This window comes from Pseudorhizobium endolithicum (assembly GCF_902153245.2).
Lineage (GTDB): Bacteria > Pseudomonadota > Alphaproteobacteria > Rhizobiales > Rhizobiaceae > Neorhizobium > Neorhizobium endolithicum.
In genome coordinates this window covers 416,332-443,151 of sequence record NZ_CABFWF030000013.1, presented here as the reverse complement: position 1 = coordinate 443,151, position 26,820 = coordinate 416,332, and the positions used below count along the sequence as shown (strand labels likewise).

Genomic DNA, 26,820 nt, shown 5'->3' with positions numbered 1-26,820 from the left:
GAAGGTTCACGTCGTCCCTTCACCACCAGCGCCGGCCCCGCCTCGCCAGGACGCCTCCTGGTGTATCCGCGGCGGGACGGGGGAAGTATGTGGTGAGGTTTGCGGGACGGGGATGAATGGGGATGCAGTTTTCGATAACCTGTTGATGTTGTTGATGGAGGTGAGTGGAAACGTCCCCCGCACCAAGTTCGCCTCGCCAATCGGCTTCGCCTCTTGGGGCGAACTATCCTCTCCCACAAGGGGAGAGGACGAGCGTCGAAGGTGCCGCACCGGCTCCTCTCCCCTTGTGGGAGAGGATGTCAATTTCAGCATCTTAGCTTCAGCTAAGTGCTAGAAATTGCAGGTGAGGGGGATCATGCTAGGCTCTTCTCGTCTTTGGGGGGAGTGCGATGCGCCACCAGCCGCCGCCGATCAACCGAGGCCGCGCCCGCGACATGCGGAGAGATCCGACGCGGGCGGAGGACATGCTGTGGGAGGCGCTACGCGACCGGCGGCTGGAAGGTGCCAAGTTTCGCCGGCAAGTTCCGCTCGCACACTACATACTCGATTTCGTCTGCTTCGAGCGCCGGCTGATCGTCGAGATGGACGGCTGGCAGCATGCGGAGAGCCGGGCGGACGGAGTACGCGACGCCTTCTTCCGGTCCCAAGGGTTTCGGGTGCTGCGCTTTTGGAACGAGGAGGTGGAGGAGAACATCAACGCCGTGTGCCTGCGGATCCTGGCGGAGCTGCGGGATGGCGGCTCGTGAGACCTTATCCTCTCCCCTTGTGGGAGAGGATGCCAATTTCAGCATCTTAGCGTCAGCTAAGTGCTAGAAATTGCAGGTGAGGGGGCTGTTGTTGTGCTCGCCGTCCGACCCCCTCACCAACAAAATCTACGACTTAGCTGAAGCTAAGATCGTGATTTTGTAACCTCTCCCACAAGGGGAGAGGGAGAGCAGAGTGCCGCACCGCTCGCCTCCGATGGAAATATCGGCCACTAGCTTCGGATGACGTTCCAGTGCAAAGCCGTCCTAAATGCTCCCGAACCAGTCGCTGTTCACTTTAACGGTTTCTACCAGTGTAGTTTGCACGCCTAACTCGAACTGCTTGAGGAGGTCACATAGCCGGTCGCCGTCGATCAGGTCGATTGCAATGGCGCCGTCGCGTGTGGCTTCATCCGAAGCTTGGCTCGTGAATGTACCAGTAGTGATGAAAAGTCCTTTATCCGCTCTTCCTTGGAGAGCGCCACGAAAGTCTCTGATCTCGCGAGCGCCGACACTCCCCTGCCAACGCTTACATTGGAAATAAATCTGGAATGAAACGAGATTAACCCGCAGCACTCCAACTCCATCGATACCACCGTCTCCCGACTTCCCACGGACTTCCACTTTGACAAAACCGGCTTCGCGGAGCAGCCGCTGAGCTAAACGTTCGAATGCTGAGGGAGCTATCTGAAGTAGACACTCAATGAGGTTCTGCTTCCAGTCACTTGTAGCGACCGTATCATCGTTAAATTCGTCGGAATTGATGTCGCTGGATACGACTGCTTCCTGGCTCGACGACCGCTGTTTCTGCCGTCGGATTTTAGCGCGTTCGCGTTCTTCCTCGTTGACCTTGTTGTATATAGCGATGGTTTGAACTTTGTCGGTGATCGCGTACCCAGCCTCGGTCAGGCTCCATACACCCCGAGCCGAGTTCTCCAAGGCTCCACCACGTTTAAGGAACGTCCTTGCCCAAGCGAGATAGTAGGCAAGCCTTTGATCCCTGCCATTGGGCATGAGGTAGCTCTGTTCTACCTCTGTTACTCCTTCTCTCTCGGTAATAGCATCATTAAGCTCGTCAATGGCAGCAGAGCCACCTAGAGCTCGGAGTGCATTGATAGTTGCAAGCATCAACTGGGAAAGGTCAGGAAGGCCACTTTCTTCGATGAAGAACGTTCTATTCATCGCGTCCTCACAAGGGATAGTATAATCGAAAAGGGCGCAAAGCGCGCCCTTTCAATCTTTACCGGAGACTCGCCACTAACATTGCTTAGCTGCACCCGCTGGTCGCCCCGCACGTGTCACACTTCTCGCATGTCCCATTCCGCACCATCGTGAAATTCTGGCACTCGGAGCACATGTTGCCGGTGTAGCCCTGGGCGATCGAGCGCATGCGGCGTTCGTTTTCCACCTTCTTGGCCTCCGTCTTGGCGGCAGCGGCGTCGGCGGCGGCCTTGTCGGAGAAGAGGGCGGTTGCCGCCTGCTGTTCCTCGGTGGCGATCTCTTCCAGGACTTCCTCGGCGATCTCCTCGGCCAGTTCTCGTGCCCGCTCCTCGTAATCGCGCTTGAAGGCGACGATTTCGGAGGTGGAGGCAGCAACCGTCGGTTCCAGCTTGCGGGCGGCGGAGCCGGCAAAGGAGGTCACGTTCGCGGAGGCCTTGGCCGGGGCGGCGGTGGCCGATCCCTTGGCGTCCGAAGAGCTCGACTGGCCGCCCTGGATAAGGGTCGGCTTGTAGCCACGTGTCCAGCCGGTGGAGATCAGGTTGGTCTTGCCTTCCGAAATCCCCTTGCCGAGCGCGGTGTTGGAGAAGTCGGACGTGTCGACATGGGCCAGATCATGGCGGCCGAGATAGGAGACGGCAAGTTCGCGGAACACGTAGTCGAGGATCGACGTGGCGTTCTTGATCGCGTCATTGCCGATCACCACGCCCGCCGGCTCGAACTTGGTGAAGGTGAAGGCCTCCACATATTCTTCCAGCGGCACGCCATATTGCAGGCCGAGCGAGATCGCGATGGCGAAATTGTTCATCATCGCGCGGAAGGCAGCACCTTCCTTGTGCATGTCGATGAAGATCTCGCCAAGGCGTCCGTCACCGAATTCACCGGTGCGCAGATAGACCTTGTGCCCGCCGATATTGGCCTTCTGGGTATAGCCCGGACGGCGGTTCGGCAGCTTTTCGCGCTCGCGGGTGACACGCTCGACGACGCGCTCGACGATCTTCTCCGTGATGGTGACCGCCTGGGCGGCGACCGGCTGCTGGATCAGGTCCTCGATCGCCTCCTCGGCATCCTCGTCGTCGATCAGCGAGGCATTGAGCGGCTGCGAGAGCTTGGAGCCGTCGCGATAAAGCGCGTTGGCCTTCAGGGCCAGCTTCCAGGACAGCATGTAAGCATTGCCGCAATCCTCGACCGTCGCCTCGTTCGGCATGTTGATCGTCTTGGAAATGGCACCCGAGATGAAGGGCTGGGCGGCCGCCATCATGCGGATATGGCTTTCGACCGACAGGTAGCGCTTGCCGATCTTGCCGCAGGGATTGGCGCAATCGAAGACCGGCAGGTGCTCGGCCTTCAGGAAGGGCGCACCCTCCAGCGTCATCGCACCGCAGACATGGATGTTGGCGGCCTCGATGTCCTTCTTCGAGAAGCCGATATGTTCGAGCAGGTTGAAGCTCATGTCGGCGAGCTGCTCGTCGGAAACCTTCAGCGTGTCCTTCAGGAAATCGGCGCCGAGCGTCCACTGGTTGAAGACGAACTTGATGTCGAAGGCCGACTTCAGCGCGCCGTTGACAGCCTCGATCTTCTCGTCCGTGAAGCCCTTGGCCTTGAGCGAGCCGGGGTTGATGCCGGGCGCCTGGTTGAGATTGCCGTGGCCGACGGCATAGGCCTCGATCTCGGCAATCTGGCTTTCCGAATAGCCGAGGGTGCGCAGCGCCTCCGGAACGGCGCCGTTGATGATCTTGAAATAGCCGCCGCCGGCGAGCTTCTTGAACTTCACCAGCGCGAAGTCCGGTTCGATGCCGGTGGTGTCGCAATCCATGACGAGGCCGATCGTGCCGGTCGGCGCGATGACGGTGGTCTGGGCGTTGCGGTAGCCGTGCTTCTCGCCGAGTTCCAGCGCCTTGTCCCAGGCGGCCTTGGCATGGGCGACGAGATCCTGGTCTGGGTTCTCCGCGTGGATGAGAGCGACCGGATCGACCGACAGCGCCTCGTAGCCCGCCGTCTCGCCATGGGCGGCGCGGCGGTGGTTGCGGATGACGCGCAGCATGTTGTCGCGGTTCGGCGCAAAGCCCGGGAAGGGGCCGAGTTCGGAGGCGATCTCTGCGGAGGTCGCATAGGCGATACCGGTCATGATCGCAGTCAGCGAACCGGCGATGGCGCGGCCCTCTGCCGAGTCATAGGGGATGCCGGAGGACATCAGGAGGCCGCCGATATTCGCATAGCCGAGGCCGAGCGTGCGGTATTCGTAGGAGAGTTCGGCGATCTGGCGCGACGGGAACTGCGCCATCATCACGGAGATTTCCAGGACGACGGTCCACAGGCGCACGGCATGCTCGTAGTCGGCGATGTTGATGCGCTTGGTTGCCTTGTCCTTGAACTGCAGGAGGTTCAGCGAGGCGAGGTTACAGGCCGTGTCGTCGAGGAACATGTATTCCGAGCACGGATTGGACGCGCGGATCGGGCCTGCCGCCGGGCAGGTGTGCCAGTCGTTCATCGTCGTGTTGAAGTGCAGGCCAGGATCGGCCGACGCCCAGGCGGCGTAGGAGATCTGCTCCCAGAGGTCGCGCGCCTTCAGCGTCTTCATCACCCGGCCGTCCTTGCGGGCGGTCAGGTTCCAGTCGCCGTCGTTCTCCACGGCGCGCAGGAAGTCGTCCTTCAGCGAGACGGAATTGTTGGAGTTCTGGCCGGAGACGGTCAGATAGGCTTCCGAATCCCAGTCGGTGTCATAGGTCTTGAACTCGAGATCCTTGTAGCCCTGGCGGGCGAACTGGATGACGCGGTTGACGTAGTTTTCCGGAACCTGGTCGCGCTTGGCGGCGCGGATCTCGCGCTTCAGCGCCGGGTTCTTGTTGGGGTCGAAGCAGTCGTCGTCACTGCCTTCGCAGTTGACGCAGGCCTTCATGATCGCCTTCAGGTGCCTGGCGACGATCTTGGAGCCGGTGACGAGGGCTGCGACCTTCTGCTCCTCGCGAACCTTCCAGTTGATGTATTCCTCGATATCCGGATGATCGATGTCCACCACGACCATCTTGGCGGCGCGTCGCGTCGTGCCGCCGGACTTGATGGCGCCGGCGGCGCGGTCGCCGATCTTGAGGAAGCTCATCAGGCCGGAGGAGCGACCGCCGCCGGAAAGCTTCTCGCCTTCGCCGCGCAGGTAGGAGAAGTTGGAGCCGGTGCCGGAGCCGTACTTGAAGAGGCGGGCTTCACGCACCCACAGGTCCATGATGCCGCCCTCGTTGACGAGGTCATCCTCGACCGACTGGATGAAGCAGGCATGCGGCTGCGGGTGCTCGTAGGCCGACTTTGACTTGGTGAGCTTGCCGGTGAAGGGATCGACATAGAAATGGCCCTGGCCGGGGCCGTCGATGCCGTAGGCCCAGTGCAGGCCGGTGTTGAACCACTGCGGCGAGTTCGGGGCGACCCGCTGGGTGGCGAGCATGTAGGCGAGTTCGTCGCGGAAGGCGAGGGCGTCTTCTTCCGACGAGAAATACTTGCCCTTCCAGCCCCAGTAGGTCCAGGTGCCGGCAAGGCGGTCGAAGACCTGGCGCGCATCGGTTTCGGAGCCGTACTGCTCTTCCTTCGGCAAGGCCTTCAGAGCATCGAGGTCGGGGACGGACCGCCACAGGAACGAAGGGACGTCGTTCTCTTCCACCTTCTTGAGGATCTTCGGCACGCCCGCCTTGCGGAAATACTTCTGCGCCAGAACGTCGGTCGCGACCTGGGAAAACTGCGCCGGCACGTCGATATCGGCGAGCCGGAAGACGATGGAGCCGTCCGGATTGCGGATCTCGCTGACCGCCTTGCGGAACTCGATCCCGCCATAGGCGCCTGTCTCGGGCGTGGTGAAACGACGTTCGATGCGCATTGCCTTTGTCCCTCGTCTGCTGGCCCGTCAGGGCACGGATATTCGGTCCGGCTGCTCGCCATCATGGGCAGCCGGGGAAACTTCATCATCCAGGTGAATCACTGGGATACCGACCTGTATATTGTGATGAGGGTGGGCTGCAATACTAAATATAGTACTAACACGTGGTTTTCACCAGTCCCCATCGCATGTTTCGGCAGGCATCGAACGGGCACGGAAATCTGCTCGGCGAACCGCCCCTCATAGCCGGGTCCGCCATTGTCATTCCGCTGAAACTCGATGAAAGAACCGGCCCTCGTTACATCCGGTCCAGTCGCCGCCGCAACATGAAGGCAATTTCCTCCCGCTCGGCAGATTCGTCAAGGCATAGATCGCCATACATTTTTAACCACAAGATATTGTGTCGGCATCCTGTGGAAAACGGGGACAGAAGAATCTGTAAGGAAAGTCAGGAACTTGCACGCTGCCGTGCCGGTTGATCCGGGAGTGGCTCGGGGTTTTACAGGTTTCTAGGCCCATCGGAGAGCTGTCGCTCCGTCGCAACGGGTCGCAGGCGTATCCGGCATGCAACAGGGTCTTCACGTGAGTTCCGACAAGACCATGACCAGCAGGAAGCCGATGCCGGTGGCGATCGCCGACGACTGCTGAAACTGCCGCGCTTCCGCCTCCGGAATGACGTCGGTCACGGTCAGGTAGAACATTCCGCCGGCGCCGAGCGCGAAGAGGAAGCCCTGCACCGCTTCCGGCAGTCCCCGAAGGAGAAACCACCCGACCATGGCAGAGATGAACAGGGAGGCGCCGATCAGGGATGTCCAGCCGAGGATCCGCCGGCGGACGCCCTCCTTCCCCTCGCTCAGCATCAGTTGGCCGATACTCATCGCCTCGCTGATATTGTCGACGCAGATCGCCAGTCCCACGATGAGGGCCACGCTCGGATCGGCAGCCGCACCGACGCCGATCGCGACTCCCTCGACGAGTTCCTCGCTGCTGGTGCCGCCCGCAAGCACGGCGGCGTTGCTGCTGCGCGGCCGCTTGCGCTTCAGCGCCTGCTCGACGCTTTCGCGCTGCTGCGCCTCCGGCCCGGCCATCATGCCGCGGTTGACGTAGAAATCGAGCCCGTAGATCAGAGCAAAGCCAAGAGCGAAGCCGAAGGAGGCGACCGGCAGCGAGGACACCTCCAAGGCTTTCGGCATCATTTCGAAGGCGAAGGTTCCGATCAGCACGCCGGCGGCGAGCCCGACGGAGACGGAGAGGAGCAGCGTGGAGGGGCGCAGCCAGATGGCGAGCGCACCGCCGGCCGGCGAGGCAAGGCCGGCCACGAGCGCGATGGCGAAGACGGATAGGAAAGACCCCTGCACGGAGAACACCCACGGCGGCGGGATGCCGCGTGCCGCCCTAACGCGATCAAGCCGCGATGGTTTCGCCAGGTAGGGTCGATGTCAGCTCTTCTGGCCCTTGGCGATCGGCTCCTGATAGGTGAAGCCCATGTCCCAGGGGAAGTAGATCCAGGTATCCTGGCTGACTTCCGTCACGAAGGTATCCACGGTCGGAACGCCCTTGGGCTTGGCGTAGACGCAGGCGAAATGCGCCTTCGGCAGCATCTCGCGCACTTCCGATGCGGTTTTGCCGGTATCGGTCAGGTCGTCCACGACCAGCACGCCTTCGCCGCTGTCGGTGGTGAGATCGGCAGTGATGCCCTTGAGCAGGTTCATTTCACCCTGGCTCGTATAGTCGTGGTAGGAGGCGATGCAGACCGTCTCGATGAGCCGGATGTTGAGCTCGCGGGAGATGATGGCCGCCGGTACGAGACCGCCGCGGGTGATGCAGACGATGGCACGGAACGGCTGGCCGAGGCCGGCAAGACGCCAGGCGAGCGCCCTGGCGTCGCGGTGGAACTGGTCCCAGGAAACGGGAAAGGCTTTTTCGGGAAGAGACATGGAAGGAGCCATTAGCGAGAGCACATGAAGTGCCCCCGCTATTAGCCGGACTACGGCGTCGAACGCAAGCGTGCGCTCAGCGCGACATCAGCGAAAGTGCCGTCATCGATTCCAGCAGGCTGCGGGTCACGCCGCCGAACAGCATCTCCCACCAGCGCGAAGTCCCGTAGGCGCCCATGACGAGCAGGTCGACGCTGTTGTCGGCGAGACGGTTTTCGATGGCGGCGGCGGCAGAAAGACCGCCGCTTTCCTGGGTCGTCAGCGTCACGTTGACCCCGTGACGGGCAAGCGCCGCCGCCAGCTCGACGCCCACGAAATCCTTCACCTGATTCGGCCGCTCCGGTGCATCGACGCAGAAGATCTCGACGCTCTCGGCCGCCTTGAGGAAGGGCAGGGCATCGAAGGCCGCGCGGGAGGCTTCCCGCGATCCGTTCCAGGCAATCATGACGCTGCGGATGGCGCGCGGAGCCTTCATGACATAGGGGACGAGAAGCACCGGCCGGCCGCTGTCGAACAGCAGGTTCTCCAGTTCCGAACGGTTGTCGTTGGCCGGGTCGCCCTGGCTGGCGACGATGAGGTCGGCCGCCCGCACCGCTTCCATCACGGTAGCAGCGCCGTAGCCGGCCGAGGAGACGAAGCTGCGCCACTCGGCAGACTGTCCTTCACGGGCGATGCGCTCGCGGAAGACCTTCTCGACTTCCGCCGTCTCGCGGCGCGCGGCCTGCTGCAGTGCCTCGATGGCGGCCGGATCGGGGATCTCCATGGGCGCGATCAGCGGGACCGCTGCCAGGGTCTCGGCGTGGACGCCCACGACATGCGCGTCGAACTGCCGGGCAAGGGCCAGCGCGTACTCCGTGATGTGATGCGCGTGGCTCGGCGTGTCGAGAACGGCGAGAATGGTCTTGTAGCTCATGGTGGGTCCCCTTGCTGATGCTCACGGTGTGGAACCAGTCTTGTCACCTAGCCTGCGGCTTTCCTTGATGTTGGTCAACCTTGGAACAGGACGGAGCACTCAGGCTTCCGCAGTGAAGATCGGGGGCGGCCGGCTTTCCCCAAGCGAAAGGATCATCTGCTCCACGTCCGACGCCGCGGCGGCCAGGTCTGCTTCATTGCGGGCGCGGACCACGATTTCGGTCGAGAACCGCATTCCATCATATTTCGGATAGGAGCCGATGCTCGTCGACGGATGCGCCTTCTGGATCGCGGCCAAGGGTGTGCCGATGTCGCCCTCTCCGAACGGGCAGGCCAGCGCGCGCGACAGCATCCGCGAACCGGTCCGCAGTTCCGGCAGCACATTGTCCAGCATGGCCTGGAAGACCTGAGGCACGCCCGCCATCACGTAGACGTTGCCGACGATGAAGCCGGGGGCCGTCGATACCGGATTGGCGATGTGCCGGGCCCCTTGGGGCATCCGCGCCATCCGCTGCCGCGCCTCTGTGAACTCCATTTCCCTGCGGGCATACATTTCGCCAAGCAGCCGCATCGCCTCGGCATCGTGGACGCAGGCGAGACCGAAGGCCTTGGAAATGGCATCCGCGGTGATGTCGTCATGGGTCGGCCCGATGCCGCCTGAGGTGAAGACGTAGTCGTAGCGCTGGCGAAGGGCGTTCAACGCCTCGATGATCGCGTCCTCCTCATCGGCGACGATCCGCACTTCCTTCAGGTCGATCCCCGCGAGCGTCAGGACATCGGCGAGATGACCGATGTTCTTGTCCTTGGTGCGGCCCGAAAGGAGCTCGTCGCCGATGGCGAGCATGGCGGCGGTGACGACGGCGGTATGCGGGGCGGACTGTGCCATGAAGCGGTTCCCAGGGATCAGGCGGTAGCAACCGTCTCCTACGACGAAATGCAAAGCGGATGAAGGAGGCAATTTGGAGGACCGTTCACGGAACGGAATGGGACGCAGCCGGTTCGTCTCCATATAGCGAACAGTGCGTCGACCGATGCAGGGGCTGCAGTTAGGCCGCCGGAGGTCTAGATCAGTCATGCAACCCGTTTAACCGACAACGATGGAGACGACAGCATGGCAAAGGTACTGGTTCTTTACTATTCCGCTTACGGACACATCGAGACGATGGCCAAGGCTGTTGCGGAAGGAGCGCGCTCTGTCGGTGCCGAGGTCGTGATCAAACGCGTTCCGGAACTGGTGCCGGAAGAGGTTGCCAAGGCGTCGCACTACAAGCTCGACCAGGAAGCCCCGGTCGCGACCGTTGCGGAACTGGCCGAATACGATGCCATCATCGTGGGGGCCGGCACGCGTTTTGGGACCGTCGCCTCGCAGATGCGCAACTTCTGGGACCAGACCGGTGGCCTCTGGGCCGAGGGCAAGCTGGTCGGCAAGCTGGGATCCGCCTTCACGTCCACCGCCACGCAGCATGGCGGGCAGGAATCGACGATCCTGAGCTTCATTCCGACCTTCCTGCATCACGGCATGGCGGTAGCCGGTCTCCCCTACGCCTTCCAGGGGCAGTCAGGCGTGGAGGAAGTCAAGGGCGGCTCGCCCTACGGCGCCAGCACGATCACGGATGGCGACGGCTCGCGCCAGCCCTCCGCAGTCGAACTGGACGGCGCCCGCTATCAGGGCAGCTTTGTCGCTAAGCTCGCCGCCAAACTTGCGGGCTGACGGGGAGCCGCTTCTAGCAGACCGAGGCGCAGTTGCGAGACTGCGCCTTTTCCGTTTCCGCAGGATGATGAGAAGGAAGCCGGCAAGCCGGGCGGGGCAGCCGGCTTCCTCCGAATGCCGGGCGGACCGGCAGGAAACGGATTATCCTGCGAGGCTTGCTGCAAGCTGACGGGAGCCTCGGTTGGGGGGCTGGGGGCGTCCGAGGCTCCCGGCCGCGATGATGGGGACGCGGCCCTTGCTAGATGGCGCGTCGGGAGCGTCTGTCGACGCGTTTCGGGAAGCGTGGTTGATCGGTTGATAATCGCCCTGAGGCTCCGTCCCGGAGCGGAGCAAATCGGCGATGGTTCCAAAAAAAAGCCCCGCCGCGGGGCAGGGCAATAAGGGGAAAAGCCCGGCTTTCTCAATCGGGCGCCCCGTCCATCGCATGCGTCCCATCGGCGTGCGAGTGCAGTTGGAACATTTTCGGTACGCCTGGCAAGAAATCTCCTCCCGCGGGCTTCAACCACCCGAGGAACATTTCCCCACCTGCACGGTTGCAGGCGAAGCGAGTCTCAGGAGGAGATGTGCGATGAAGAGAATGCTGGGTGCCCTTGTCCTTTCGCTCGGTCTGGCGACGGCGGCTTCCGCGCAGAATGGAGCCAGCGGAAGCTTCCAGGGCGGCGCTGCCGGTACCACGGATGCCTCGGGCGCAGTGACCGGCTTGCCGGGAGTGGACGACCAGACGACGAACAGTACCGGCGCCAGCGCCGGCGCTGGCGCCAGCGGCAGTGTGGACAACTGCGGCGCCGACACCTCAATGCAGGGAACCGGGACGGCAGGCAGTTCGGGCGTTGCCGGCATCGGCGCCTCCGGCTCCGCCGGCGCGACCGGTGAACTCGACAACTGCTGAGGGGGTCGCATTCTTCAGGTGCTGGTGCGGACGACGGGGGTCGAACCCGTATGACCGAGGTCGAGGGATTTTAAGTCCCTTGCGTCTACCAGTTTCGCCACGTCCGCAACGAGTGGCTTCCTTAAAGCTGCGGCGGCTGAAAGGGAAGGGGCGCCGCGGCTGAAAGTCCGGACGGTGGCCTACTGTCGCCAGAACACCGGGGTCAGAAGGACAAGGACGGTAAGAATTTCGAGGCGCCCGAGCAGCATCAGGAGCGACAGCAGGTAGAGGGCCGGGTCGCTGATCGTCGAGAAGTTCCCCACGGGGCCGATGACCGGCCCCACGCCCGGCCCCACATTGGCGAGGCAGGTGAGGGCCGCCGATACGGCGGTGAGGAAGTCGTAGCCCATGGCCGCCATGGTCATGCTGCCGAGCACCCACAGCGTCAGGAAGAGGCTGACGAAGAGAAAGACGCCGCGCTGGGCGTCCGCGTCCACCGTGATGTTGCCGTAGCGGACGGGGTAAATCGCGTTGGGATAGATCAGGCGCTTCAGCCCGCTGCGGATGATGTTGAAGATGATTACGAAACGGTAGGTCTTGATGCCGCCGGCCGTCGATCCCGAGCATCCGCCGATGGCTGTGGCGAAGAAGGCAAGCACCACCGCGAAGGGCCCCCAGAGCGTGTAGTCGTCGCTGGCGAACCCGCCCGTCGACAGGATGGACGCGATGTTGAAGAAGGAATGGATGAGGGCGGTCCCCAGGCCAACGTCGTTGCGCAGGTGGTGATAGACGGCCAGCATGATCGAGAATGCGCAGAGATAGCCGAGAAACACGAGAATCTGTGGCTCGCGCAGCGTGTTCAGGCGCCGCCGCACCGCCAGGATGATGAGGACGGAAAAGGGCAGGCTGCCGATCGTCAGGAAAATGGTGCCGATGACGAGGATCGCTTCGCTGTCGAAATAGGCGAACGAGGCGTCCCGGGTGGAAAAGCCCGCCGTCGCCACGGTCGACATGGCGTGATTGAGCGCATCGAAGTGGCTCATTCCCGCGAGGTCGTAAGCGATCATGCAGACGAGCGTCAGCAGCACATAGATGGCCAGGAAGGCCCGCGTAAAGCTGGCAAGGCGGGCGAAGGGCTTGTCGTTGGTATCTGACGATTCGAGCTTGAAGACCGACATGCCGCCGACCTTCAGGAACGGAAGGATGAAGATGCCCAGCGCGACGATCCCGATGCCGCCGAGCCAGCAGAGCAGCGAGCGCCACAGAAGCAGCCCGCGCGGCAGGGTATCGAGACCGGCGATCACGGTCGATCCGGTCGTGGTGATTCCCGAGACCGACTCGAACAGGGCCTGCGCGAAGCTCAGTTCGTGCTCGGCGAGGAACAGCGGAATGGCGCCGACGAGCGAGAAAACGCCCCAGAGGAGGTTGACGAGCAGGAAACCCAGGCGCTTGTTGAACGCCGGCGGCGGGCCGCGGGTGGCGAGCGCCGTCATCAGGGACAGGCCGCCGACCATGAAGCCGGACAACGCGAAGACCTGCCAGTCCTTGTGGCCGTAGTAGAGATCGACCATCGCCGGCAGGAACATGGCGGTTGCCAGATAGAGGCCGCACAGAGCCGCGATGTAGATGGCCGGGCGGAGGAGACTGGCGTTCAATTTCTTGTCCCGGTTTCACGGCGCTTCCGAAAGATGGTTTTGTCTCTCCCGGCTGGCTATGGCATAGCGGGACCCCAGGCGAAATTCAATCTACGGAGCGGTCGTGACGAAAGAGGCTGTGGAAGAGGCGAAAACGGCATTGCGGGAAATCTTCCCGGAAACTCCGCTGCAACTGAACGAACATCTCAGCCGCCGTTATGGCGCCGATATCTGGCTGAAGCGGGAGGACCTGTCCCCCGTCAGATCCTACAAGATCAGGGGTGCCTTCAACTTCTTCCGCAAGGCCATGGCAGGGGGTGCGAGGGGAAGGACCTTCGTCTGCGCCTCCGCGGGCAACCACGCCCAGGGATTTGCCTTCGTCTGCCGTCATTTCCAGGTGCCGGGGATCATCTTCATGCCTGTGACGACGCCGCAGCAGAAGATCGACAAGACCCGCATGTTCGGCGGCGAGTTCATCACCATCCGGCTGATCGGCGACATCTTCGACCAGTGCTATTCCGCCGCCCACGCCTATGTCGAGGAAACCGGCGGGGTGATGGTGCCGCCTTTCGATCACCCCGACATCATAGAGGGGCAGGCGACCGTTGCGGCCGAGATCATGGAGCAGCTTCCGGAGGGCGTCCGGCCCGACATGGTGATCGTGCCGGTCGGTGGAGGCGGGCTTGCCGCGGGCGTCACCGGCTATCTGGGCGATCCGGTCCCTGACGAAGGATTCGTCCTGGTCGAGCCGCAGGGCGCCCCCAGCCTCAGACGCAGCCTTGAGGAGGGCCGGCCGGTGCGGTTGCCGAAGGTCGACAATTTCGTGGACGGCGCCGCGGTCGCGCGTATCGGAGACCTGAACTTCGAGGCGCTGAAGCGCTTCCGCCCGGACCAGGTCCTGCTGGCGCCGGAGAACGCCATCTGCGTGACGATCACCGAGATGCTGAACATCGAGGGGCTGGTGCTGGAGCCTGCGGGTGCCCTCTCGCTGACCGCCCTGGAAATGCTCGGCGCCGACGGGCTGAAAGGCAAGACGGTGGTCGCCGTCGTCACCGGCGGCAACTTCGATTTCGAGCGTCTGCCGGATGTCAAGGAACGGGCCATGCGCCATGCCGGCCTGAAGAAATACTTCATCCTCCGTCTGGCCCAGCGTCCCGGCGCGCTGAGGGATTTCCTCAATCTGCTCGGGCCGGAGGACGATATCGCCCGGTTCGAATACCTCAAGAAGTCCGCCCGCAATTTCGGCTCCATCCTGATCGGCATCGAGACGAAGGACCCGGAGAATTTCAAGGGGCTTCTTCAGCGTTTCGAGGCGGCGGATCTCGGCTACCAGGACATCACCGAGAACGAGATCCTGGCAAACCTCATCATCTGAGAGCGGCCGGACCCTCGTCGCCGGGTCCGCCTTCCCGGTCCGCAGTGGCTTCCGGGCGCCGGTCGTTTGTGCTAGGCATCGGCCATGGCTTCGTTTCTTTCCGGCATTCTTTCGCTCTTTTCCGGCTCCGCCAAGGCGGACGCCCCGGCAGTCACCGCGGAACCGCAGGTGCATGGGGACTGCGTGATCCACGCTTCCCCGATCCGCGAGGGAAGCCAGTTTCGGCTGGCCGGACGCATAGAAAAGGATGTGGGCGGGGAGGTGTTCGTCCGGAACTTCATCCGGGCCGACGTCTTCACCTCCATGGAGGAGGCGGTGGATTGCACCTTCCGCAAGGCCCGGCAGATCATCGACCAGAACGGCCCGTCGCTGTTTTCTGACGGTGAGAAGTCCCGCAACGCCTGAGCCCATTCAGGGGCATTCGGCATCCAGGATTTCTCCCCCCGATTTTGGGGTTATTGCCAAACCAAAAATTAAAGCATCAGCGGTAGATAGAGCTGTATCTTACTGCAATTCTTATTTTTGGTTCTGCTTGATGACGCCAGGTAGACATTTTCTTTATCGATTGACGTGCTCGTTTCTTCTGTTCGCTGTCTGTGCCGATCCTGCGTCGGCGGACGATGGGAGCCTCTCCCTGCATTCCCTGGATGTCGTCTGGATACTCTTTGCGGCAGGGTTGGTGATGCTGATGCAGGTCGGGTTTCTGCTGCTCGAAGCCGGCATGGTGCGGTCCAAGAATTCCATCAATGTCGCCCAGAAGAACCTGCTTGACTTCGTGTTCGGGGTGATCGCCTTCGCCGCCGTCGGGTTCATGTTCGCCTTCGGCCGGTCGGGAGGTCTACCCTTCGGCTACGACGGCGACCTCTACTTCCTGCACGGATTGACGGCAGACCAGGCGGCCTTCTTCGTGTTCCAGGTGATGTTCTGCGGTACGGCCGCCACGGTCGTCTCCGGCGCCGTCGCGGAACGCATGAAGCTTTCGGCCTATGTCTTCGGCTCGCTGGTCTTGTCCGGCTTCATCTATCCCGTCTTCGTCCACTGGGCCTGGGGATCTGCCCTGTTTCACAACTCCTCCGCATACCTGGCGGAGATGGGTTTCGTCGATTTTGCCGGCTCTACAGTCGTTCATTCCACAGGCGGCTGGATGGCGCTTGCGGCATGCCTGGTCATCGGGCCGCGCCTGGGACGGTTCAATGCCAATGGTACGCCTGTGCGGATCGCCGGCCACAGTCCGGTGCTTTCCACAACCGGCGCCCTCTTGCTGTTCATCGGCTGGATCGGCTTCAACGGCGGCTCCACGCTTGCGGCGAGCGAGGCGGTACCGGCCATCCTCCTCAACACGATCCTTGCGGGCGGCATGGGAACCTGTGTCGGCTATGTCATCGGCTATTACCAGGACGGCGTGATCCTGCCCGAGAAGTCGAATTGCGGCATGCTCGGCGGGCTTGTCGCCGTGACTGCCGGCTGCCATCTCTTCGATCCGCGGAGCGCACTGCTTGTCGGAGCGATCGGTGGTGCGGTGGCGATCTACGGCAATTCGATGCTGGCGCACAGGTTCCGGCTCGACGACGCGGTGGGTGCGGTCGGCGTCCATGCGTTCGCCGGAGTGGCCGGAACCCTTCTCGTCGCGCTTCTCGCGCCACTCGGCGAACTGCCGGCCGGGGGACGGCTGGCGCAGCTTCATGTCCAACTGGTCGGGATCGGCATCAATTTCTATTGGTCGTTCGGTCTGGGCTACGCCTTCTTCTGGATCCTGGGCAGGACGATGACCATCCGGATTTCCGGCCAGGGTGAGGAGGACGGCCTGAACATCACGGAGCACGGCACGCGACTGGGTGTGGGGCATGTCGAAGGCGCGCTGGCCCGGCTGGTGGACGGTACCGCAAATCTCGATCAGCGGCTGCCGGTGGTCCCGGGAGATGAGGCGGAGCAACTGACCGGCCTCTTCAACCGGCTGATGGACAATATGGAGGCGGAGGAGCGCAGCCGGGCCGAACTGCTGCATCTGAAGCGGGATCACGAGGAGGCGGAAAGGGTCGCGGCACTGGCAAACGCAACCTTCGAAGCGATCCTCGTCCACCGCGACGGCGTGCTCATCGACGGAAATGAACAGCTTGCGACGCTGATCGGCCTTCCTCTCGATCAGCTGATCGGCCGCTCCATCTTCGACTTCCTCCACGACGGCGAGAATGCGCGCGTCCGGGAAATGGTCGAGATGAACGACAACAGCAGCCACGAGATCATCGTCAGGCTTGCCAGCGGCGAAGAAATACCCGTGGAGGCGCGGGGTCGCGACATCATCTATCGGGGCAGGAAAGCGCGGATCACCTGTCTGGTCGATCTGCGCGAGCGCAGACATGCCGAGCAGCGGATCCGTCATCTCGCCCTCCACGACCCGCAGACCGGCCTGCCGAACCGCTCGCTCTTTGCGGAACAGTTGTCGCGGCTGGTGGAACTGGCCGGCCAGGGGGAGGCGTTCGCGCTTCTGCTCGTGGACATCGACCGGTTCAAGAGCATCAACGACATCTACGGGCACAATGCCGGCGACGTGGTGATCGCCGAAGTCGCGCGGCGGTTGTCGGCGGCCGCAGGCGACGACGGGCTGGTAGCGCGGCTCGCCGGCGACGAGTTTGCCATCGTCCTGCCGACGATCCGCAGCGAGGCGGAACTGGAACTCTTCGCGCGCTCGGTGATCGGCACCATGCGTCAGCCGGTCGATATCATGATGAACGACATGCTGACGGTTACCGTCAGCATCGGTGGCGCCCTGTGCCCCGAACATGCGCAGGACGTGGACGTCCTGATGCGTTGCGGAGATGTCGCGCTCCACCACGCCAAGTCCTCGGGCCGCAACTGCAGCGTCATCTTCCGGTCCGGAATGAACGACATGCTGGAACGGCGGCGCCAGCTGGAGGCCGATTTGTCGGATGCGCTGGAGCAGGGCCAGTTCGAACTGTTTCTGCAGCCGAGGGTGGATGCCGCTACGGCGGCGATCAGCGGATATGAAGCTCTGTTGCGCTGGCATCATCCGGAGCGAGGCATGGTAAGCCCCGCCGATTTCATACCTGTAGCCGAGGCATCGGGACAAATCATCCCCCTTGGGGAATGGGTGTTGGAACAGGCCTGCCGTCTGCTAGACCGCATCGACGGGCACATCAGCGTCAATGTGAGCCCCCTTCAGTTCCGGCATCCCGAGTTCCTTCCGAAGCTGAGGGCCTTGCTGGCGCGCACCGGCGTGCAGCCGGGGCGGATCGAGCTTGAGATCACGGAAAGTGTCCTGATCGACGACGATCAGCGTGCGGTGTTGGTCCTGAATGAGCTGAAAGGCCTGGGTTTCAGCATTGCGCTCGACGATTTCGGTACCGGCTACTCCTCCCTCAGCTACCTGAACCGCTATCCCTTCGATACGATCAAGATCGACCGGAGCTTCGTCAACAACCTCGGACAGGCGGAGAATGCTCCCGTCATCGTCCGCACGATCATCAGTCTCGGTACCGGCCTCGGTATGAAGATCGTCGCGGAAGGGGTCGAAACGATCGAGGAGGCGCTCTTCCTGGCGCAGGCCGGATGTGACGAGCTTCAGGGATACCTGCTCGGAAGGCCGAAGCCGGTGGCAGATTTGCAGCGGGAGGTTTCCGCCGCACTCGCCGTACAACTGGTCAATATGCCACGTTATCCGTCGGCTGCCGGGTCAGCCTCGGCCTCGGACAGACGCGCCTCGGATGGTGTTCGCGACGTGGCCGAGGCGGCCGGCTGAGCCGGCCGCTCCGATCCGCAAGCGTCAGGCGGCGCGGGCGAGTTCGCTGATGCGTTCCTGGACATCCGCCATCGCTTTGTCGACGGCTTCCTCGCCGAAAGCGAGACCTTCTACCTGCACGACTTCGACATCCGTCATGCCCAGGAAGGCCAGTATCGTCCTGAGGTAGGGGATGGCATGGTTCATCGCAGTCGCCGGACCCTGCGAGTAGATGCCGTCGGAGGCGACCACGAGATAGACCTTCTTGCCCGTGGCAAGTCCTTCCGGACCGTTCTGCGTGTAGCGGAAGGTCTTGCCGGAGCGGGCGACATGATCGATCCAGCTCTTCAACGTGGAATAGATGTTGAAGTTGATGAGGCCGGTGGCGATCACGACGGTGTCGGCGGCCAGCAGTTCATCGACGAGCACATCCGACAGGACGGCGGCAGCGGCTTCGGCTTCCGAACGGCTTTCGACGGGCTTGCGGATGGCGGAGGTAAAGACCGCATCGATGTGCGGCAGGGGATTGGCGCCGAGGTCGCGACGGACGACCGCCTTGCCGCCGGCGGCAAGGGCATCCGCCAATTCGCGCGCAACCTTGGTGGAGCGGGAGGTTTCGCCGCGGGGGCTCGAGGTGACGAGGAGGATGGACGACATGGCACTCTTCCTTGGTATCTTGGCTTCGGCTTGGGAGGTCATCGGCGAGGTGGATCTCGCTGTCCGCTCAGAGATAGGTATGGACATCCATCGATTGAACCGGAATAATATCGAAGCCATCTATCGACCAATTGGATACGTGGAATGGAAGCCAACCCCACGCTTGACCAATTGCAGGTCTTTCTCGCCGTCGCCGAAACGGGAAGCTTTTCGGCTGCGGCACGCAGGCTCAATCGGGCGCAATCGGTGATCAGCTACACGATCGGCAACCTGGAGGCGCAGCTCGAAGTGTCACTCTTCGAGCGCAGCGGCCGCCAGCCGCGGCTGACGGAAGCGGGCCGCGCCATGCTGCCTGACGCCCGGCGGATCGTCGCCGACCTGCAGGTGATGCGGGCGCGGGCAAAGAGCATGAAGCAGGGGCTTGAACCGGAGCTGTCCATCGCCATCAGCGTCATGGTGCCATCCGATGCAATGGTGGGCGTGTTGCGCGAGTTCGGCCGGCGTTTCCCGATGGTGGCGCTGAGCCTCAATGTCGGAGAGCTCGGTATGGTCATGGACATGGTCTCCGCCGGCCGCGCGGGGATCGGCCTCGGCGGAGCGCTGCTCAAGCCGGACGACACGATCATCGCGGAGAAGATCGGACACTCCTTCATGGTTCCGGTGGCGGCGGCCGACCATCCGCTCGGTCAACTCGGCCGGCCGCTGACGCTGAACGACGTACGGGAGGAAACGCAGCTCGTGGTGACCGATGCATCGGGTCTCACCAAGGGCCGCGATTTCAACGTCCTGTCCTACAAGACCTGGCGGGTGAGCGACATCGCCACCAAGCATCAGCTCATTCGAGGCGGACTTGGATGGGGTGGCCTGCCGGCGTCGCTGGTACGGGAAGACCTTCATGCCGGCCGACTGGTGGCGCTGCAGATCGATGCCTATGAACAAGGAGAATATCCGATCTACGCGCTGCGTCGGGTTTCCAACCCGCCGGGCCCAGCGGCCGCCTGGCTGATCCAGGCCTTCCAGGGGCGGCTGTCGAACTGCCCGGGGCGGGATGAGGTGCCGAACCTGGTGGCGATGGGAAAGCTACCGGCAGCAGAGTGAGCAGCATGCCCAGCTGATTGACGGATGGCGCCACCGACATTAAACATGGGGCACGGTCAGCAGTTCACCGAGGCGTCGCCGTCCCTTGAAGGGAAGCTAAACCTGCATCGTTCAAGATCATCAGCACTTATCCCGTGCCGAAGTCGACAAGACGGCGACCAGTGACATCCCCAAGCGGAACGGCGCATCGAGGATAAGAGATGACCAGAACCATCTTTCCGATGGAAGTCGCCGATATTTCGGCCTTTGCGCGCGCGCTGCGTGAGCAGATCGGCAGGCTTGACCACAAGCCGAGCCACGTGGAGATGCTCAATCTCCTGAGCCGCGCCGGCGGATATCGCAACTTCCAGCACTTTCGCTCCACCCTCAAGACCGCGGAGACGCTTCAGGAATGGCGTCTGGAGGACGACGCCCCTCCTGCGGCGGACGAGGCACGGGTGAAAAGGACCCTTCGTGTATTCGATGCCGAGGGCCGCATCCTTCGCTGGCCCGGCAAGCGTTCCCAGCAGGAATTGTGCCTCTGGTTCCTGTGGTCGAAAATTCCGGCGGGGCAGCACTTTTCCGAACGCGAAATGGGTGTGTTTCTCAACACGCTTCACCTGTTTCAGGATCCCGCGCTGCTGCGCCGCGACCTGGTCGACCTTTCTTTGATGAGGCGCAACCGCGACGGCAGCGACTATCACAGGGTGGAGCGGGAGCCGCCGCCGGAACTTGGGCTGTTGCTGCGGCTCCTCAAGGAAGACCGGCAGAAGGCGGTCTGAGGGCAGCCTTCCTGTCGCTGGCCGGTGACGTCAGAGGACGAGCCTGAATCTGGCGAAACCCTCGGCGCCGTCGCCGGCGTCCTCGATCTTCGCTCCCTTGATGTCGGCGACATAGGTGCGGCCCTTCGGCCCGCTCTCGAAGATCGCGGTGGTCCCGGCCATCGGCTTGAACGACCAGTTGGCGTCGGCCGAGGGATTGATCGTGCCTTGCTCGACGATGTAGCGGACGATCACGTCGCGATTGGTATCGGGAGCGACGAAGATCACCTTGTCGCCGGCGATGTCCGGGAACTTGCCGCCACCGCCGGCGCGGTAGTTGTTGGTGGCTACGACGAACTTCTGCGCCGGATCGATCGGCTTGCCCTCGAACTGGAGGTCGACGATGCGATGCGCATCGGGGTTGACCAGCTGGCCGTCCTTGTCGAAGCGCGCCGGCTGCGACAGGTCGATCTGGTAGGTGACGCCATCGATGACGTCGTAGTTGTAGGATGGGAAGCCGGCATTGAGGAGCGGCACATCCTTCGCGCCCGGCTCCACCTGATTGAACATGCCGGCCGACATTTCCAGCCAGTTCCGGACCTGCTCGCCTGTGATCAGCACGGCCTGCACGGTGTTTGGATAGAGGTAGAGGTCGGCGACGTTCTTGATGGCGATGTCGCCCGCCGGCACGTCCGTATAGTATTCGGCGCCGCCACGGCCGCCGGCCTTGAAGGGTGCAGCGGCGGAGAGGACGGGATAGTCCTTGTACGGGCCGTCCTTCAGCATTTCCTTGATGTACCAGGTCTGGGCATTGGAGACGATCTGCACCGAGGGATCGTCGGCGACGAGCGCGAAGTAGGAGTAGAGCGGCGCCGACGTCTTGCCCACCGGACGTCGGACATAGGCGAGCGTCGCCTCGTGCTCCTCCTTCACCGCCGCCGTAACCTCCGGCTTGTCCTCAACGTCGGCGATCACTTTCCGGTTCTCGTCGCGGTGATAGATCGGGCGGGCTTCGGTGGTGAAGTCGACGATCTTCCAGATGTTGCCGTCCTTTTCGAGCAGCAGGTCGATCAGGCCCATATGCGAGCCCCAGAACCCAGCCATGACGGCGGGCTTGCCCATCAGCGTGCCCTTCGCCGCGTCCGCGCCGGCAATGCCTTCGAAATCCTTGGGGCCGGGGAAGACGAGATGCTGGTGGCCGGTGAAGACGGCATCGATTCCTTCGACGCCGGCAAGGTAGAGCGAGGCGTTCTCCATCCGCTCGCTCATGCCCGATCCGTCGATTCCGGAATGGGAAAGCGCGACGACGATGTCCGCCCCTTCCTCCTTCATGACCGGAACCCAGGCCTTCGCGGCGTCGACGATGTCGCGCGTCTGCGCCTTGCCTTCCAGGTGCTTGGCATCCCAGACCATGATCTGTGGCGGCACGAAGCCGATAATGCCCACCTTGACGGGGCTGGTCGCGCCGGAGCCGTCGCGGATCTGCTTCTCGAGGATCACATAGGGCTTGAAGAAGAGTTCATCCTGTTTGGGATCCGATGCCAGCATGCCCTTGGTGAGATTCGCACAAACGTATGGGAAGCCGGCGCTGCCCAGGACCTTGAACATGAAATCGAGGCCGTAGTTGAACTCGTGGTTGCCGAGCGTCCCGGCATCATAGCCCAGCACGTTCATCGCCTGGATGATCGGATGCCGGTCGCCTTCCTTCATGCCGCGCTCGTAGGCGATGTAGTCGCCCATCGGATTGCCCTGCAGGAAGTCGCCATTGTCGATCAGCATGGAATTGCCGGCCTCGGCACGGATCGCATCGATGATGGAAGCCGTGCGGGCAAGGCCCATCGTGTCGTTGGGTTTGTCGCCGTAATAATCATAAGGCAGGACATGGACGTGGATGTCCGTCGTCTCCATGATCCTCAGATGCGCCTGGTTTGCCTGGGCGCGGGCCGCGAACGGATGCAGCATGACGAGTGCCGACGTGGCGGCGACGCCGCCGAGCAGCGAACGGCGGGTCATCGGAAGGAGAGGGGTGTGCGGCATGATGGGCTCCCTGGATCATTTTGCCGAAGCGAGATTATGCGCAATCGCACGGAAGTACATCGGCAAAATGACGGGGGAGGTGCCGCCACGGGCGGCAGCTTATCGTGCCAGAACGGGCCTTACATCCTTGTGGAAAAAGCGGAAATAGGAGGACACCTGTGCCAGCGCATTGGTGTTCAGGTGAAGCTGGATGCCGATCCGGCTGCCCCGGCACCACCGGACCGTACCTTCCATGAAGCCGAGCTCCTCGCTCTCGATCTTGACTCTGCTGCCGTCGGCAGCGCCGAAGGCTTCCTGCAGTTCCAGCGCAATTCCCGTCGCCGAAAGATCCACGACCCGGCCTTTCGCGGACTGGTTGAAATACTTGACGGTTCCATAGATGCGAGTCTTCGTGCGTGCCGCAGCGCGGTTTGTCATGCCGAGGTTATTCTGTGCCATGGATCATCTCCCCCGATATACAGCGTCCATGTATTAGCAGAGAGATGTTGAAGTCCTTTTGCTTCATTCGCTCGAATTTGAAGAGTTCATAGTCCGACATTCGGCCGATCGATGACTTCCCGAAGCGCAAAGCTGGAGTTGATCTTGACGACGTGGGGCAGTGCCGAGAGCCAATCGCGGTGGATGCGCTCGTAGTCTTCGAGATCCTTGGCGGCGACCCGCAGGATGTAGTCGTATTCGCCCGACATCAGGTAGCAGACCAGCACGTTGGGGCAGCGCTTTACGGCCGCCTCGAATTCCGTCAGCGTCTTGGCAAACTGCCCGGATAGCGAGATGTGGACGATAACCATCATCTTGTAGTCCAGGGCCTTGTTCGACAGCCGTGCATGATAGCCACTGATGACGCCGCTCTTTTCGAGCGCCGTCAGGCGGCGGGAACAGGCCGATTGCGACAGGCCGACACGATCGGCAAGGACCGCGTTGGAGATACGGCCCTCCTGCTGGAGAATCCGCATGATTGCAAGATCAATCGTGTCCGGCTGAGACATGCGCAAGATTCTCCCGAATTACGTGGCCGAGGTGCAATTTCCTGCGTGAACGGAAGCATCTGAAGCCTGCCTTTGCAAGGACATTCACGCCATTCTCTGATTTCGTTCTTTGATCGGAAAAGGCCGCGAGCCAAAGAAGAGAGAGGAACGCTGAATGCGTGTCGGATGCCCGAAGGAAATCAAAAACCATGAATACCGTGTGGGCCTCACCCCCGGCGCGGTGCGGGAATATGTGGCCCACGGCCATGAGGTCCTCATCCAGACGAAAGCGGGCGAAGGTATCGGCGCCGGCGATGACGCCTATGCCGCCGCAGGAGCCAGGATCGTCGGCTCCGCCAGGGACATCTTCGAAAAATGCGACATGGTCGTGAAGGTCAAGGAACCGCAGCCGGCCGAATGGGCGCAGTTGCGCGACGGCCAGATCCTTTACACCTATCTCCACCTGGCGCCGGATCCGGAGCAGACCAAGGGATTGTTGGTTTCGGGGGTGACCGCGATCGCCTATGAGACCGTCACCGACGACCGTGGCGGGCTGCCGCTCCTGGCCCCGATGTCGGAAGTCGCCGGGCGCCTCGCCATCCAGGCGGGCGCGACGGCTCTGCAGAAGGCGAATGGCGGCCTCGGTATCCTGCTCGGCGGCGTGCCCGGCGTGCTGCCCGCCAAGGTCGCGGTGATCGGTGGTGGCGTGGTGGGTCTCCATGCCGCCCGGATGGCGGTCGGTCTCGGCGCCGATGTCACGATCATCGATCGGTCGCTGCCGCGCCTGCGCCAGTTGGACGACATCTTCAACGGACGGGTCCATACCCGCTATTCGACCATCGATGCCGTGGAGGAAGAGGTATTCGCGGCCGATCTCGTCATCGGAGCGGTACTCATCCCCGGCGCGGCGGCTCCCAAACTCGTCACTCGCGAGATGCTGTCCGGCATGAAGAAAGGGGCTGTGATGGTGGATGTCGCCATCGACCAGGGCGGTTGCTTCGAGACCTCCCACGCCACCACCCATTCCGAGCCTACCTACGAAGTGGACGGCATCATCCATTATTGCGTGGCTAACATGCCCGGTGCCGTGCCGGTCACCTCCGCTCGTGCGCTCAACAATGCCACGCTGCATCACGGACTGGCCCTTGCCGACAAGGGGCTGCGGGCGATCGCGGAAGACAAGCATCTGCGAAACGGTCTCAACGTCCACAGGGGCCGTATCACGAATGCCGCGGTTGCCGAAGCGCTGGGCTATGAGCTATCCGCGCCGGACAGCCTGCTCAACGTCGCGTAAGATATATCGAAGATACCCGGAAACAGGATCGCCTGGTCCTCTGAGGGCAAAAGAACTCTAAGCGTCGGCACTTCAAGCGGGCGCTTTTTTATTCCGCAAGCTTGAAAGGCGCTCCGCAAGATAATATCTTAGATATATCGAAACTCACGCAAGGGAATAACGTGATGTTCAAGCATGGATGTGAAGCGCATCGGGGCCATGGTGGCCGGAGGGGACTGGAGGGGCTGTTTGCTGCGCCCGGCGGACCGTTCCGCCGGGGAGGCGGACGGCATGGGGGTGACCGCGGACACGGGCGCGGCTTCGGCGACGCGGGCGACGGCCGGATCGGGCGGTTCCTGATGCAGGGCGACCTGCGGCTGGTGGTCCTCGCCTTGGTGGAGAAGGAGCCTCGGCATGGCTATGAGATCATCAAGCACATCGAGGAACTGACCTACGGCTTCTATGCACCGAGCCCCGGCGTCATCTATCCGACGCTGACCTATCTGGAGGAGGCGGGTTATGTCTCGGCCGAACAGCAGGGTAACAAGAAGCGCTATGCGATCACCGAGGAGGGGCGCGCGCATCTGGACGAGAACCGCAGCATCGCCGGCACCATACTGGAGCGGCTGTCGCATTTCGCCGACAAGGTGCGCCAGCGGCAGGAGCAGCGCGACCGAAGCAGCGACCGAGGTCCGGGCTTGCCGCGCAGCGTCGACGCCGCCCTGTTGAACCTGCGCGAGGTGATTGCGCGCGCGCTGGAGGATGACGAGCGGCGTGCCGGCGAGATCGTCAAACTGCTCCTGCAGGTGGCCGAGGACCTGGACAGGAAGCCCAATCAGGGTTGATCAGGAGCGGGAGGGCCTAACGTGTATCGGCTGAACGATCCTGGCCGATTGCCGTGCTCTCGGTCCCGCGCTTGTGCGCGCTTCTATCGGCCAGGATCGTTCAGCCGACGCTGGACGATCGGTCGATCCTGCACTGGTAGCAGTTGTTGCGGGCGGAACGAACATGAACATAGGCGATGTCGTCGCGAGAGAGGAGCTCGGCGGCACGAGCAACGATTCTGTCCGCAGGCGTCACCGCACCCGTGCCGTAGACGATCCGGTCATCCTTGCCATAACCCCGGACGATATAGTCGGAGCTGCAGAGCGCCGGCGGAAGTACCTCGGACGCGATATACCGCCGGCAAGGCTTCTTGTGGAGGAAGATCGGCCCGGTCTCCGCATAGGGTTGAAGCTGCGGAAAGGGGCGATAGGCGAGCACCAGGAGTTCGTCTCCCGTCGCAATGGCCGTCAGGCAATGGCGGCACGGATAGCCGGGGCCGTCGGCAATCAGCGTTTCCGGAAGGCGTCCATAGGCGTCGCTGCCGCCATTTCGCAGATGCTCGGCATCCTCCGTGGGAATGGCATGGAATGAAACTGTCATGGTGAACTCCCCTGTGTGTCCACCTCCGGCATGCCGGAGAGGCAGGGCGTCCGCCACCCGTTTCTTGCCTCAGGCGTCCAGCACCTTCAGGAGCTCCGCGTCGCTCATCGGATGCACGATCGCCTCATAGGTGGCGACAGGCGTGAAGCCCATCATCTGGTAGAGCTGCAGGGCGCGGGGATGATCGAGCGTGTTGGTTGTCACCGTGACCTTCTGCGGAGTGTCCTGCCAGGCGGCGTAGAGCGCCTGGGCCAGGAACCACTTGCCGATCCCGAGCCCGATCGCATGTTCGAAGAGGCCGAAATAGGAAAGCTCGGTGATCTCTTCGCTCTGCTTGCGAAGCTCGAAGAAGCCGGCGGGGGCGCCGTTGACGTACAGCACCGTAACGGAAACCTGGGGATCATGGATGATGGCCGCGAGATCATCGTCAGACAGCCGCAGCCGCTGGTACCAGTGCCACCGCTTGCCGACCTGCCGGTAGAGATACCGGTAGTAGTGAAGCGGAATCTGCGGCGCGCGGATGATTGCCGTCTGCAGGTTGACAGGCACCGGCAGGCTCGCCCTCGGCGGCGCTGTCATCGCGAGCTTGGTGACATGGGCCGTGAGCGGCCCCGCCTTCTTGCCCATAG

General features: G+C 62.6%; 23 protein-coding genes and 1 tRNA gene. 10 read left to right on the top strand and 14 right to left on the bottom strand.

Translation table 11 applies throughout. The features are described from left to right. The first annotated feature begins 389 nt into the window (after nucleotides 1-389). Entirely contained in the window at nucleotides 390-746 is a 357-nt protein-coding gene (locus RTCK_RS15315) for an endonuclease domain-containing protein (protein ID WP_142593410.1), read from the top strand. A 264-nt stretch (nucleotides 747-1,010) separates the two neighbouring features. Here the strand turns inward: RTCK_RS15315 and RTCK_RS15310 are convergent, their stop codons facing one another. From RTCK_RS15310 to RTCK_RS15285, 6 genes are all read right to left on the bottom strand, one after another. Continuing rightward, a complete protein-coding gene (locus RTCK_RS15310) occupies nucleotides 1,011-1,925 on the bottom strand; it encodes a restriction endonuclease (RefSeq protein ID WP_142593409.1) in 915 nt (304 codons plus the stop codon). Nucleotides 1,926-2,010: 85 nt separating this feature from the next. Beyond that, a complete protein-coding gene (locus RTCK_RS15305) occupies nucleotides 2,011-5,823 on the bottom strand; it encodes a vitamin B12-dependent ribonucleotide reductase (protein WP_142593408.1) in 3,813 nt (1,270 codons plus the stop codon). A 578-nt stretch (nucleotides 5,824-6,401) separates the two neighbouring features. Then, the gene (locus RTCK_RS15300; RefSeq protein WP_142593407.1) at nucleotides 6,402-7,181 is read right to left on the bottom strand and encodes a ZIP family metal transporter; all 780 of its coding nucleotides are present in this window, start codon (nucleotides 7,179-7,181) and stop codon (nucleotides 6,402-6,404) included. A gap of 81 nt (nucleotides 7,182-7,262) precedes the next feature. Next, complete coding sequence (gene gpt / locus RTCK_RS15295) at nucleotides 7,263-7,760, bottom strand: xanthine phosphoribosyltransferase (protein WP_142593406.1); 498 nt, start codon at nucleotides 7,758-7,760, stop codon at nucleotides 7,263-7,265. A gap of 76 nt (nucleotides 7,761-7,836) precedes the next feature. Then, nucleotides 7,837-8,673, bottom strand: a complete 837-nt coding sequence (locus RTCK_RS15290) for a universal stress protein (protein ID WP_142593405.1) — start codon at nucleotides 8,671-8,673, stop codon at nucleotides 7,837-7,839. Between the two features lie 99 nt (nucleotides 8,674-8,772). Next, nucleotides 8,773-9,558, bottom strand: a complete 786-nt coding sequence (locus RTCK_RS15285) for a competence/damage-inducible protein A (protein WP_142520857.1) — start codon at nucleotides 9,556-9,558, stop codon at nucleotides 8,773-8,775. Nucleotides 9,559-9,783: 225 nt separating this feature from the next. On the opposite strand from RTCK_RS15285, the gene wrbA reads away from it, so the two are divergent. Both wrbA and RTCK_RS15275 read left to right on the top strand, forming a co-directional pair. Then, nucleotides 9,784-10,383 (top strand): NAD(P)H:quinone oxidoreductase type IV, encoded by a 600-nt coding sequence (gene wrbA / locus RTCK_RS15280; RefSeq protein WP_142520856.1) that lies wholly within the window; start codon nucleotides 9,784-9,786, stop codon nucleotides 10,381-10,383. A gap of 568 nt (nucleotides 10,384-10,951) precedes the next feature. Continuing rightward, entirely contained in the window at nucleotides 10,952-11,272 is a 321-nt protein-coding gene (locus tag RTCK_RS15275; protein ID WP_142593404.1) for a hypothetical protein, read from the top strand. 22 nt (nucleotides 11,273-11,294) lie between these two features. On the opposite strand, the gene RTCK_RS15270 is transcribed toward RTCK_RS15275, so the two are convergent. Beyond that, nucleotides 11,295-11,379 (bottom strand) — tRNA-Leu (locus RTCK_RS15270). Between the two features lie 72 nt (nucleotides 11,380-11,451). Next, nucleotides 11,452-12,906, bottom strand: a complete 1,455-nt coding sequence (locus RTCK_RS15265) for a TrkH family potassium uptake protein (RefSeq protein ID WP_185928024.1) — start codon at nucleotides 12,904-12,906, stop codon at nucleotides 11,452-11,454. 103 nt (nucleotides 12,907-13,009) lie between these two features. Here RTCK_RS15265 and ilvA point away from each other — a divergent pair, with 103 nt between their 5' ends. From ilvA to amt, 3 genes are all read left to right on the top strand, one after another. Then, entirely contained in the window at nucleotides 13,010-14,260 is a 1,251-nt protein-coding gene (ilvA, locus tag RTCK_RS15260) for a threonine ammonia-lyase (RefSeq protein ID WP_142593403.1), read from the top strand. An 84-nt stretch (nucleotides 14,261-14,344) separates the two neighbouring features. Further along, on the top strand, nucleotides 14,345-14,665 hold the full coding sequence (locus RTCK_RS15255; RefSeq protein WP_142593402.1) for an HlyU family transcriptional regulator: 321 nt from the start codon (nucleotides 14,345-14,347) through the stop codon (nucleotides 14,663-14,665). Nucleotides 14,666-14,795: 130 nt separating this feature from the next. Next, nucleotides 14,796-18,017 (top strand): ammonium transporter, encoded by a 3,222-nt coding sequence (amt, locus tag RTCK_RS15250; protein ID WP_142593401.1) that lies wholly within the window; start codon nucleotides 14,796-14,798, stop codon nucleotides 18,015-18,017. Between the two features lie 24 nt (nucleotides 18,018-18,041). Here amt and RTCK_RS15245 read toward each other — a convergent pair whose 3' ends face one another. Further along, nucleotides 18,042-18,653, bottom strand: coding sequence for an FMN-dependent NADH-azoreductase (locus tag RTCK_RS15245; RefSeq protein WP_142593400.1), 612 nt, complete (start codon nucleotides 18,651-18,653; stop codon nucleotides 18,042-18,044). A 144-nt stretch (nucleotides 18,654-18,797) separates the two neighbouring features. Between RTCK_RS15245 and RTCK_RS15240 the strand changes: the two genes are divergently transcribed. Then, the gene (locus RTCK_RS15240; RefSeq protein WP_142593399.1) at nucleotides 18,798-19,751 is read left to right on the top strand and encodes a LysR family transcriptional regulator; all 954 of its coding nucleotides are present in this window, start codon (nucleotides 18,798-18,800) and stop codon (nucleotides 19,749-19,751) included. A gap of 200 nt (nucleotides 19,752-19,951) precedes the next feature. Continuing rightward, nucleotides 19,952-20,512 carry a DUF2087 domain-containing protein gene (locus RTCK_RS15235; RefSeq protein WP_142593398.1) on the top strand — a complete coding sequence of 187 codons (561 nt, stop codon included), beginning with the start codon at nucleotides 19,952-19,954 and terminating at the stop codon, nucleotides 20,510-20,512. A 30-nt stretch (nucleotides 20,513-20,542) separates the two neighbouring features. Here RTCK_RS15235 and RTCK_RS15230 read toward each other — a convergent pair whose 3' ends face one another. The 3 genes from RTCK_RS15230 to RTCK_RS15220 form a co-directional block, all read right to left on the bottom strand. After that, a complete protein-coding gene (locus tag RTCK_RS15230; protein ID WP_142593397.1) occupies nucleotides 20,543-22,528 on the bottom strand; it encodes a bifunctional 2',3'-cyclic-nucleotide 2'-phosphodiesterase/3'-nucleotidase in 1,986 nt (661 codons plus the stop codon). A gap of 99 nt (nucleotides 22,529-22,627) precedes the next feature. Then, entirely contained in the window at nucleotides 22,628-22,966 is a 339-nt protein-coding gene (locus tag RTCK_RS15225) for a PilZ domain-containing protein (protein WP_235988705.1), read from the bottom strand. Between the two features lie 86 nt (nucleotides 22,967-23,052). Next, nucleotides 23,053-23,514 (bottom strand): Lrp/AsnC family transcriptional regulator, encoded by a 462-nt coding sequence (locus tag RTCK_RS15220; protein ID WP_142520848.1) that lies wholly within the window; start codon nucleotides 23,512-23,514, stop codon nucleotides 23,053-23,055. Nucleotides 23,515-23,668: 154 nt separating this feature from the next. Between RTCK_RS15220 and ald the strand changes: the two genes are divergently transcribed. Then, the gene (ald, locus tag RTCK_RS15215; RefSeq protein ID WP_142593396.1) at nucleotides 23,669-24,787 is read left to right on the top strand and encodes an alanine dehydrogenase; all 1,119 of its coding nucleotides are present in this window, start codon (nucleotides 23,669-23,671) and stop codon (nucleotides 24,785-24,787) included. Nucleotides 24,788-24,951: 164 nt separating this feature from the next. After that, entirely contained in the window at nucleotides 24,952-25,611 is a 660-nt protein-coding gene (locus RTCK_RS15210) for a PadR family transcriptional regulator (protein WP_142593395.1), read from the top strand. A 100-nt stretch (nucleotides 25,612-25,711) separates the two neighbouring features. On the opposite strand, the gene RTCK_RS15205 is transcribed toward RTCK_RS15210, so the two are convergent. Together RTCK_RS15205 and RTCK_RS15200 are read right to left on the bottom strand one after the other, a co-directional pair. After that, nucleotides 25,712-26,191 carry a DUF1203 domain-containing protein gene (locus RTCK_RS15205; protein WP_142520845.1) on the bottom strand — a complete coding sequence of 160 codons (480 nt, stop codon included), beginning with the start codon at nucleotides 26,189-26,191 and terminating at the stop codon, nucleotides 25,712-25,714. 69 nt (nucleotides 26,192-26,260) lie between these two features. Then, nucleotides 26,261-26,818 (bottom strand): GNAT family N-acetyltransferase, encoded by a 558-nt coding sequence (locus RTCK_RS15200; protein ID WP_142520844.1) that lies wholly within the window; start codon nucleotides 26,816-26,818, stop codon nucleotides 26,261-26,263. Nucleotides 26,819-26,820: the final 2 nt, after the last annotated feature.